General features: G+C 49.5%; 7 protein-coding genes and 1 riboswitch. Of the genes, 4 read left to right on the top strand and 3 right to left on the bottom strand.

The genetic code is table 11. From position 1 onward, the window contains the following. A partial coding sequence (locus A3849_RS02720) for a transposase (protein ID WP_178382585.1) occupies positions 1-291 on the top strand: 291 nt, incomplete at its 5' end. 107 nt (positions 292-398) lie between these two features. On the opposite strand, the gene A3849_RS32680 is transcribed toward A3849_RS02720, so the two are convergent. After that, positions 399-542, bottom strand: coding sequence for a hypothetical protein (locus A3849_RS32680; protein ID WP_178382584.1), 144 nt, complete (start codon positions 540-542; stop codon positions 399-401). A gap of 260 nt (positions 543-802) precedes the next feature. Here A3849_RS32680 and A3849_RS02715 point away from each other — a divergent pair, with 260 nt between their 5' ends. Further along, positions 803-3,937 (top strand): EAL domain-containing protein, encoded by a 3,135-nt coding sequence (locus A3849_RS02715; RefSeq protein ID WP_074110045.1) that lies wholly within the window; start codon positions 803-805, stop codon positions 3,935-3,937. A gap of 80 nt (positions 3,938-4,017) precedes the next feature. Here A3849_RS02715 and A3849_RS02710 read toward each other — a convergent pair whose 3' ends face one another. Beyond that, on the bottom strand, positions 4,018-5,112 hold the full coding sequence (locus A3849_RS02710) for a GGDEF domain-containing protein (protein ID WP_074110044.1): 1,095 nt from the start codon (positions 5,110-5,112) through the stop codon (positions 4,018-4,020). 286 nt (positions 5,113-5,398) lie between these two features. Then, a riboswitch (purine riboswitch) is annotated at positions 5,399-5,498 on the top strand. Positions 5,499-5,622: 124 nt separating this feature from the next. Here A3849_RS02710 and A3849_RS02705 point away from each other — a divergent pair. Then, the gene (locus A3849_RS02705; RefSeq protein WP_074110043.1) at positions 5,623-7,047 is read left to right on the top strand and encodes an NAD(P)/FAD-dependent oxidoreductase; all 1,425 of its coding nucleotides are present in this window, start codon (positions 5,623-5,625) and stop codon (positions 7,045-7,047) included. Positions 7,048-7,354: 307 nt separating this feature from the next. Then, the gene (locus A3849_RS02700) at positions 7,355-8,878 is read left to right on the top strand and encodes a methyl-accepting chemotaxis protein (RefSeq protein ID WP_256700629.1); all 1,524 of its coding nucleotides are present in this window, start codon (positions 7,355-7,357) and stop codon (positions 8,876-8,878) included. Between the two features lie 10 nt (positions 8,879-8,888). On the opposite strand, the gene A3849_RS02695 is transcribed toward A3849_RS02700, so the two are convergent. Further along, a complete protein-coding gene (locus tag A3849_RS02695) occupies positions 8,889-9,488 on the bottom strand; it encodes a nucleotidyltransferase family protein (RefSeq protein WP_256700623.1) in 600 nt (199 codons plus the stop codon). Positions 9,489-9,553: the final 65 nt, after the last annotated feature.

The following is a 9,553-nucleotide window of genomic DNA, read 5'->3' as shown; positions in this document are numbered from 1 at the left end:
TGCACGAAGGCAGCCGGAGATCGGGAAGTGGTTGTTAGTTTGGAACGACTGCGTTACCAAAAGCAGGCTCGGGAGATCTTGCGAAGTGAGGAAGGTTACGGCCTGGCCGTACGCCGAATGACGGAACCGGAAAGTGAATTTGGACAACTGAAAAATAACCGGGGCTTCCGGCGCTTTCTGCTTCGCGGCATGGAAAAAGTGACGCTTGAGGTCGGTTGGCTTTGCCTTGCCCACAATCTCTTGAAGCAAGCTGCAAATGACCAAAAACAAAGAGCAACATTTCTCCAGTGACGGGAGAAATGTTGCTCTTTTGACCTTTTTACGGTTTTGAAAATGAGAAGGGTTTGTCTCTACTCGTAGAAAACTACTTTTGGGACAGCCCCGTAACTGCAGGACTGCTATCTGGTTTGCAGGCAGAGTATATATTGCAATCTGGATTTGATTTCCTTTTGCCATTTCAAATCTCCAACTTTTACAGCAAGATTGAGCAGATCCAAATAATCGTCAACCTTTAGTGTCGTCCGGGTAGTGGCTGCGTTCATGGGTGTTCAGTCTCCTTTACTCCAATAATGATAATCATTATCAACTGTTAATGCTATTATCCACATTTTTTATCTAAAAAGCAATATAAAAAATAAAAGACTTCAATTTTTTGTTTTAGGTGTACTTAGAGGATTTGCATAATTTATCGCAGTTGCAGAGGCCGCTTGCAGGAAACATACCGATTTTTGTCGAATAGAGCTTGATATAAACGATAGCGTGAAGCATAAAAATTCTTATATTTTGGTAAAGGAGAATTGCGATGAAGCGGTGTAAATTCTTGCTTCTAATTAGCATTGTGCTCATGCTTGCGCCCCCTGCATCCGCTCACGCCGAAAGACAGGAAATCCGATACCAGGCAGAACTCGACTATCCGCCATACAAGTATATACAGAACGGATACCTGACCGGCTTCGACATTAACCTGACGAGTATGATTTTTGAGAATCGGGAATATCTGATTCACTACAGTACTGGCGAATGGGAGGATACATACAAACGGCTGACGCGGGGAGAAATTGATACAACAGGCCTTATGGCCATAACTGAGGAACGGAAGAAGGAGATCCTGTTCTCGAAGCCTGTACTCAAAAGCTATATATCCGTATATTCCCGTCAGGCGCTCCGAGAAGACATTAAGCTAAGCACCCTGAAGAATTACATAGTCGGCGTCGGCAAGGACCAATATTCCGAGACCGTTCTTCGCAATAAAACAGATGCCTCACAATACATAGAATATGCTACAGTACCAGAAGCGCTGGAAGCGCTGCGGAAAGGCGAGATTGACCTGCTCTTTGAGAATCAGGGAGTGGTAGACTATTTAATCGTTGAGCAGGGCTTGACCGGCAATATCGTCCGTAAATTGAGTGATCTATACCCTTTAGATGTCGCTTTTGGCGTCAGCAAGTCTAAGCCTCAGCTCGTCTCTTATATTAATGGCCGGCTGGACCGGCTAGAGCGGTCGGGGGCTTATGAAGAGCTGTACCAGCAATATTTTTTCAACCATTCCGATAATTTCAGATCGATGATTCGCGGCCGGATGATATCCGGAATTGTCATTGGTATATTACTCCTGGCCACCGTGATTGCTGCGCTCAGAGTCTATATCAGGCATCTCCGGCGGACCATTCATTCGGAACAGGAATTCTTCGGGGATGTCATTGAGCACAGCGGCATGATTGTATGGGCGGTACATGGGGATAAGCGGGTTGTGAAATTCAATCACTATGCGGCAGCAATGACCGGACTTAGCGGGAAGGATGTGCTGGATGTGAGCCTCGAGAAGATTACGGGGCTTGATGGAGGGACGGAAATGCTAAGGGAGCTTCTCCTCCGGGCAGTGCATCAAGATTACGTAAGTAACGTGGAGCTGAAGCTTCCGGCTGATTCACACGAAGCACGCTACTTCTCGTTCCGTACAACGCTGATCCGTGGAATGGACCCGCGGGCAGAGGATATATTTGTGCTCGTCGGGATGGATATAGATGAATGCAAACAGAATGAGCTCAAGCTGCAGTTCAGCTATGAGGAGCTGGAGGCCACATACGAAGAACTGTCGGCGACCGAAGAAGAACTGAAAGATCAGTTGAGCAAGCTTGCCGTAAGTGAACGCCGGTTCCGGCTCGCTTCCGAGGGCTCCGGTGCCTATTTGTGGGAGCTGGACTACGAGACCGGGAGATACAAACTGTCCGAACGCTGGTATGAGGTCATGGGCTACACGGAAGAAGAGATTAACCTGTTCGAAGGCGGTGTTCTCAGCATCATCCATCCCGACGACCAGGAGCCTGCGCGTAAAGCCCGTCAGGAGCACTTGGCCGGATTGACCCCAATCTATGAACTGGAGTACCGGATGCGCACTAAGGACAACAGCTACGTCTGGTTTGAAGTGCGCGGCAAGGCTATTGCAGACCATAAAGACCAAATGATGTTGTTCCTGGGCTCCTTAATTGATATCAGCAAGCGCAAGCAGGCTGAGCTCCAGCTAAGCAACAGCTACCAGGAGCTTGAAGCCACCTATGAGCAGCTTACAGCCACGCAGGATGAACTTGTTGGCCAGTATGATATGCTGCTGGAGAATCAAAAGAATATGCACCGTTTGGCGTATATGGATTCACTCAGTAATCTGCCCAACCGTATTCTTTTACTGGAGACCATGGAGAGTTATTTCCACCGTCCCGGAGGCAAGGCGGCACTTCTGTTCGTCGATACGGATAATTTCAAATATATTAATGATACGCTGGGCCATAAATCCGGTGATATCCTGATCCGTCAGGCCAGTGAACGTCTGCAGTCCATTATACGCGAAGGGGACATGCTGTCCCGGCTTGGCGGTGATGAGTTCGTGGTGTTTGTCAAAGATACAGAGAACCGCATGGAGGTCCTTGAACTGGCAGAGAGTATTCTGCGTTCCTTCCGCAGATCATTTCTGATCGGAGAGAGCAATCTTTATGTTTCCGTGAGTATTGGGATTTCCTTTTACCCGGAAGACGGTGAAACTACAGAAGAGATACTGATGAATGCCGATGTTGCCATGTACAGGGCCAAAGAGGAAGGGAAAAACACCTTTGTGGTCTACGACAAGTCGATGCATATGCCATTCAATGAACGGATGAACATTGAGAAACATCTGCGCAGTGCGATGAATAACAATGAATTTCAGCTGCATTACCAGCCGCAGGTGGATATCCGGACAGGACTTATCTCGGGTTTTGAAGCACTGATCCGCTGGAACAGTCCGGTGATAGGCTTTGTATCTCCGCTGTCCTTTATCAAAATTGCCGAAGATTCCAGGCTGATCATCTATATCGGGGAATGGGTGCTTAGAGAGGCTTGCAATTTCATGAAAGGCATTAATGACCGAACGGGCCTACCCTACAAAATTTCGGTAAACATATCCATTATTCAGCTGCTGCAGGATGATTTCGTGGAGATTGTACTCGACAGTCTGAAGGAAAGCGGCCTTGCGCCTAATTGTCTGGAGCTTGAAATTACAGAATCTATCTTCATGGAATCCTTTGAAAACACGGTAAGCAAGCTGGAATTCTTGAAATCGCGCGGGATCCGCATCGCTCTCGATGATTTTGGAACGGGGTATTCATCCCTAAGCTATTTGCAGCAGTTACCGATCTCCACACTCAAAATGGACAAAATTTTCATTGACTCGCTGGTGGAAAAGGCCTACAGCCAATCCTTTGTCCAGACCATCATCACTCTCGGGCATAAAATGGGTCTGGAGGTTGTAGCAGAAGGGGTAGAGGATGCCGACCAGCTGGCGTTCCTCAAGGAATCGGATTGTGACAAGGTACAGGGATATCTCATTAGCCGTCCGGTGCCGCAGCACGGAGTGATTGAGCTGCTGGAGCCTCAGAGACGCCATGGACCCGAATACCTGCAATGAATCAATCCGTTGCCGCAAGGCATGGAAAAGGCTTCAGAGCTATTTGCTCTGAGGCCTATTTTGAATGTTTGACCGTTTAATCAGGCAATAATGATTTTGTTCTTGCCGGATTTTTTGGCCTCGTACAGTGCATCATCTGCCTTCTGAAAGGTGGAGCTTTTGGAGTCTGTGCCAGTGTAGTCATGCATGCCTATGCTGACGGTTATGGAAGCTCCATCCATTTCGGTAATAGGCAGTTCGGCAATGGCGGTTAGAATCCGCGTCATAATCCTGCGTGAATCCTCCAGCTTCTTGGCCGTCAAAATGACGACAAACTCTTCCCCCCCATACCGGGCGGCGAAATCATCCGCACCAATATGCTTCAGCACCATCGCGGCAACCTGTCTCAGTACAATATCACCGACCCAGTGTCCATACTGATCATTTACTTTTTTGAAATTATCGATATCCAGAATAGCCAGCTGCATCGGAAACGGATTACTCTGCTGGTGATCAATCAGCCAGCCGAGATATTCGTGAAAGGTTTTGTGGTTATACAGATCGGTCAAAGGATCAATCTTGGACAACCGGTCCATAATGATATTTTGAATGCGCAGATCCTGCTCCGATTGCAGCGAGTTTTCCAGAGAATTCATCAGTTCACGCCCCCGGGCAATGATGCCAAAACCCGCAAGGGCAGCCCCTGTTAAGATTAGGGCAATCATAATATTTTGGACGCGCACTATATAGTCAGAAGCATGCGTACTCAGGAACAGCAGGATCATATATATCAGACAAAGAATGGAACTGGCTTTCAAATAGATGTTTCTTAAATAGAGCATGGAGACCAGCAAAGGGATGAGCATAATCAGCGGCTTCACATGGAATTCGTCACTGATACTGGAAATCATCAATATTGCGATCAAATGGCTGGCAATAATGATGGAGAGTTCTGACAATAGAGGCTGCCATTTATGTATGGCTTCCAGCACTAACAAGGAACCCAGAATGATAAGGTCAGGAATCAGTATATTATGGATAAAGAAGCTTTTACCTGAAAAGTCGGGACGTTCCCCGCTTATGGATAAAGAGACAATGATATGAGTGGACAGATAGACAAGCAGTACTACCCAGAATGCATTCAGGATCAGACGGTTCCAGTACGTTTGGCGAGGAGTTGGCGGTGGAATATGCATAGGATGTTCCTCTTTTCCAGTGGCAATGTATCTATAGATTCGACAAAACTCACTGTTTTCCTCCAAAAAACGAATGAGACATTCGTACTATATATTGGAATTATCCATTTCCTATCCTGGGATTTATTCATCCATACTACTATTTTTGAATTATGAATGTTCGTGTTTAGTTATTTATTCAGTGCGTTTCCTAGAGTTTATATGCCATATGTGCATGGAACACGAATTATCGGCATCAAAACTCCTTGACACATTCGTATATGTTCTGTAATATTCCTATTGGCTGATAAATCAATGATTAGCTGTTCGTATATCCTCAAAGATAAGGTTTGGGGGTTTCTACAGGGAACCGTAAATTCCTGGCTACGAATAGGATGCTTTTAGCATACCTATGAAGTGGTCAGGATTTTTTGTGTTGCGTTATAGAAGAACTATGATTACCGCAGAAACGGATGCTGCCCTTGCTAAACACATGAGGCCCGTTTCATCCTGGGAGGAACAGAGAAACCGATGAGTAAATATGATGTGATTATCGTAGGTGCCGGTCCGGCCGGAATCTTCGCCTGCTATGAATTGACGCGCAAAGCCCCTGAGTTGAAGGTGCTGCTGGTGGACAAGGGTCATGATATCTACCGGCGCAATTGCCCGATTCTGGAGGAGAAAATCAAACTCTGCCCTCCAGCCTCGGGACGCAAGGAATTCGCCGGCTGTCTGCCTGCCTGCTCCATTACCGCCGGATTTGGGGGAGCGGGTGCCTACAGCGATGGCAAGTTCAATATCACCACGGAATTTGGCGGGTGGATGACCGATTATCTGGCACCGTCCAAAGTGCTGGAGCTGATCCAGTATGTGGATGACATCAATCTGGAGCATGGAGCTACACCGGTTATTACAGATCCGACAACCGAAAGCATCCGGGACATCGAGCAGCGGGGGTACGCCGCCGGGCTTAAGCTGCTGCGGGCGCAGGTGCGCCATCTCGGAACAGAGCAGAACCTGGAAATCCTGAAATCCATATATGAATATTTGCGGACACGCATAGATATGCTGTTCAAAACTGAGGTTCAAGATATCGTTACAGCTAAAGAAGAGGGCAAACACCGGATTACAGGCATCGTGCTGAAGAATGGCGAGAGCTATGAGGCAGGCAAGGTTATGATCGCTCCGGGGCGTGACGGCTCGGCGTGGCTGACGGATGTGCTGAAGAAACGCCGGCTCAAGATGTACAACAATCAGGTGGATGTTGGCGTAAGAGTGGAAACCTCAGACGTCGTGATGCGGGAAATTAATGAGCATCTTTATGAAGGGAAGTTCATCTTCAATACCTCCGTAGGCACACGTGTCCGTACGTTCTGCAGCAACCCATCCGGACATGTTGTCGTGGAGAATCACAGCGGAGTGATGGCGGCCAATGGGCATTCCTACAAAGACCCTGCGCTGGGATCCATGAACACCAACTTTGCGCTGCTGGTTTCGCATACCTTTACGGAGCCTTTTGACAAGCCGAATGAATACGCGCGGGAAATCTGCAAGCGGGCCAATGATCTGTCCAGCGGCGGTGTCATTGTCCAGAAATATGGAGATATTCTGCGCGGACGCCGTTCCACTGAAACACGGATTAAGGAAGGGTTTCTGGAGCCTACGCTGAAGGAAGCGGTACCTGGGGATCTCGGGCTGGTGCTGCCGTATACAACGATGAAGAGTCTGATTGAAATGGTAGAGGCACTGGAAAAAGTCACTCCGGGCATTGCCTCCGAGCATACGCTGTTCTATGGCGTGGAAGCGAAATTCTATTCCGCCCGGCCGAAGCTGACAGAGAAGCTGGAAACGGAAATTTCCGGCCTTTACTGCGGTGGTGACGGAGCGGGCATCACCCGCGGGCTGGCGCAGGCCGGTGCTGCAGGGGTATGGATTGCGCGGGGGATGCTGGAATAAGAGAACTGCGGTTTCTGCGTAATTTCACCCGAAAAGATGGAAATGGGTCGGATTAGATCTGCTTTTTCCAACTAGCGCTTGCTGAGAACGGGGATAAGATTGATTTAAGTTCACTTTCTCCAATTAGTCTGCCGCCGAATCTAATGAGGCCATTCAGCCAGCTCTAACCAGGAAATCTATAACGGCTACGCTGTTCAATAAAGGACAGTGTAGCCGTTTTTATTAAAATAGAAAGTATTTCCTTTATTTAGGTCCGCTGATATAATGTTAGGATACATAACATGAAGAGGTGGAGTGGAAGTTGAAGATGCGTGTTCGCCGGGGGAAGACTGTCGTAACCGTTCTGTTGCTGCTGCTTGTGGGTCTGTATAGCTTGTGGATGGATATATACTGGGTCCATAAAGTGGTGTTCGTGCTGCTCATGGCAGCACTCGGCTTGCTCGGGCTGGATGTTCACCGCAGAGGAGTGCGCAGGGAGGAGCTGCTTGCTGAATCGCAGGGTAAGGTGGAGCAGCTAGGGAATGAAATTGTCGTGACCTCAGACAGGCTGCATGGGGCGCTGGAGGAGATCAGCCGTCATACGGGGGAGCTGCAGCAGACGGCGGATTACTCCCATGCCTATGAGGTGGATTTGCAGACGAGAAGCAATGAGGCGAAGGCGAATATTGAGGGTGCTTTTGCTACTATGGGCGGTGTGGCCGCTGTTACTTCACAGATAGAGGAGCTTACAGGTGAATTGGGGACGGCGATGCAGGCTGCCCGGCTGGATATGGCTGGAACGGTGGATTCCCTGAAGAATACGGACGCGGTTATGGAACAGCTGGAGGAGCAGAGCGGGGACATGCTCAGCAAGTTCACGACTTTGAGCGGACACATCGCCATGGTTGAGGAGTTCAACTCATTGATTGTAGGCATTGTGAATGAAACCTCGCTGCTGGCGTTGAACGCTTCTATTGAGGCGGCACGGGCAGGCGAACAGGGCCGGGGGTTTGCCGTTGTTGCCAACCGGATCAGACAGCTGGCTGATCAGAGCCGAAGCTCGGTGGAGCGTTCATCGGGTGTACTGCTGGACATCAACAATGGAGTCCGGGAAGTGCTGGAATCGGTGACGAAGGAGCAGGCGGCCGTGGGGCGGGGTGTCACTGAGGTAGCTACAGTGAAGCAGCGCCTTGGTGAAATTTCGGCCCGAATCGAAGAGGTTGGTACCGCCGTTGCCGATACAGTAACCGCAGCTTCACGGCAGAAGGGGCTGATCGATGAGGTTACAGACGAACTGAGCGGTGCAGTGGGGATTGTGAATGAGACCATTGCAGGTGTGGACCTGACACTTGAACAGGTTACCCGGCAGCGGAAGCAAATCAGCCAGCTGAACGACGTCAGTGCCAGTCTGCTGCTTGAATCGCAGGCGCTCCAGCAATCGGTGGACAGCATTGCCGGACGGAACAAGATCGAGACCGAGACCGGCCCATATACAGAGCGGTTGCAGGAAATGCAGCGCCTTCTACAGGATCTTTCGGCCAAGGAGGAGCTATACGCTCCGGATACAGCCAGCCATGGCAGCGTTCTTGCCTCCTGCATGAAGAAAGTGCCGGATGTGCAGGCCATTTGGTCCAACCGTACAGACGGCACATTCATCTATTCCGAGCCTGCTGCCGGCTTGATGAATGCCAAGCGGCGCGACTGGTGGAACGGAGCGATGAACGAAGGCGAGTATGTCTCGCAGCCTTATGTTTCGGCCATCACGAAGCAATCGTGCATCACCCTCTCCAGAGCGATCAAGGACCGGCAGGGAGAGATTGTTGGTGTGGTGGGCATCGACCTGGCAGTGTAGGCTCAGGCGATTAATCCTGTATGGAAAGGACTTGAAGCAGATTCCAGATCCGCTGCCAGTTCTTCTTCGCTATCCGGGATTCATAGATCGGATGCAGCTTGGGGTTGGCGCTAAAATGCGGGGAGGGGCGGACGATCATCCGGATTACATCAGAGACCCCGTGCGGAGCGGCCAACCTAAGCTCTCCATGTTCGTCCATCGCAAGACCAAGCGCAGTCGCTGTCTCGGGGAACTTGGACATACCATCTGTGGACGAGGAGTACGGGGCAATGCCGTTAACCTCATGCATTCTGGCCTGGTTTTTGACTGACCAGGGGATGGAAGGGTACATACGTCTCAGCTTCTCCTCCCAGACCTTCTCGACCTCCTCCCGCAGGTCATCCGGGTCGAAATAGATCACATCCACATCCGCCAAGGGTGTTCTTTCAGCAAAGCCATGCTGTACATCCCAGACTTTGGAGCGCACAAATCCGGCGCATACCCAGGAGTCTGGTAATTGCAGCTCCCTTGCAGCCGCCAAAATATCCATCATCCAGCAATCTTCTTTCACTTCCTGCAGCAAATCCTCTTCATTATGTATCCGCAGCATCAGTACCTCCATGAATTTCATGTATTACACTCATTATAAGCCTTATTTTGAAGAACTCACGATATACTCCCCATGATGATTCGGTG

This window comes from Paenibacillus sp. P46E (genome assembly GCF_001909095.1).
GTDB classification, from domain to species: Bacteria; Bacillota; Bacilli; order Paenibacillales; family Paenibacillaceae; genus Paenibacillus_AQ; species Paenibacillus_AQ helianthi.
This window is presented reverse-complemented; position numbering and strand designations above follow the sequence as displayed.

What these genes read in the sequence shown, in the direction of transcription:
- A3849_RS02700 (WP_256700629.1), top strand. Translation starts at nt 7,355, where the DNA reads ATGCGTGTTCGCCGGGGGAAGACTGTCGTAACCGTTCTGTTGCTGCTG.
- A3849_RS02695 (WP_256700623.1), bottom strand. Translation starts at nt 9,488, where the DNA reads ATGAAATTCATGGAGGTACTGATGCTGCGGATACATAATGAAGAGGAT.
- A3849_RS02710 (WP_074110044.1), bottom strand. Translation starts at nt 5,112, where the DNA reads ATGCATATTCCACCGCCAACTCCTCGCCAAACGTACTGGAACCGTCTG.
- A3849_RS02715 (WP_074110045.1), top strand. Translation starts at nt 803, where the DNA reads ATGAAGCGGTGTAAATTCTTGCTTCTAATTAGCATTGTGCTCATGCTT.
- A3849_RS02705 (WP_074110043.1), top strand. Translation starts at nt 5,623, where the DNA reads ATGAGTAAATATGATGTGATTATCGTAGGTGCCGGTCCGGCCGGAATC.
- A3849_RS32680 (WP_178382584.1), bottom strand. Translation starts at nt 542, where the DNA reads ATGAACGCAGCCACTACCCGGACGACACTAAAGGTTGACGATTATTTG.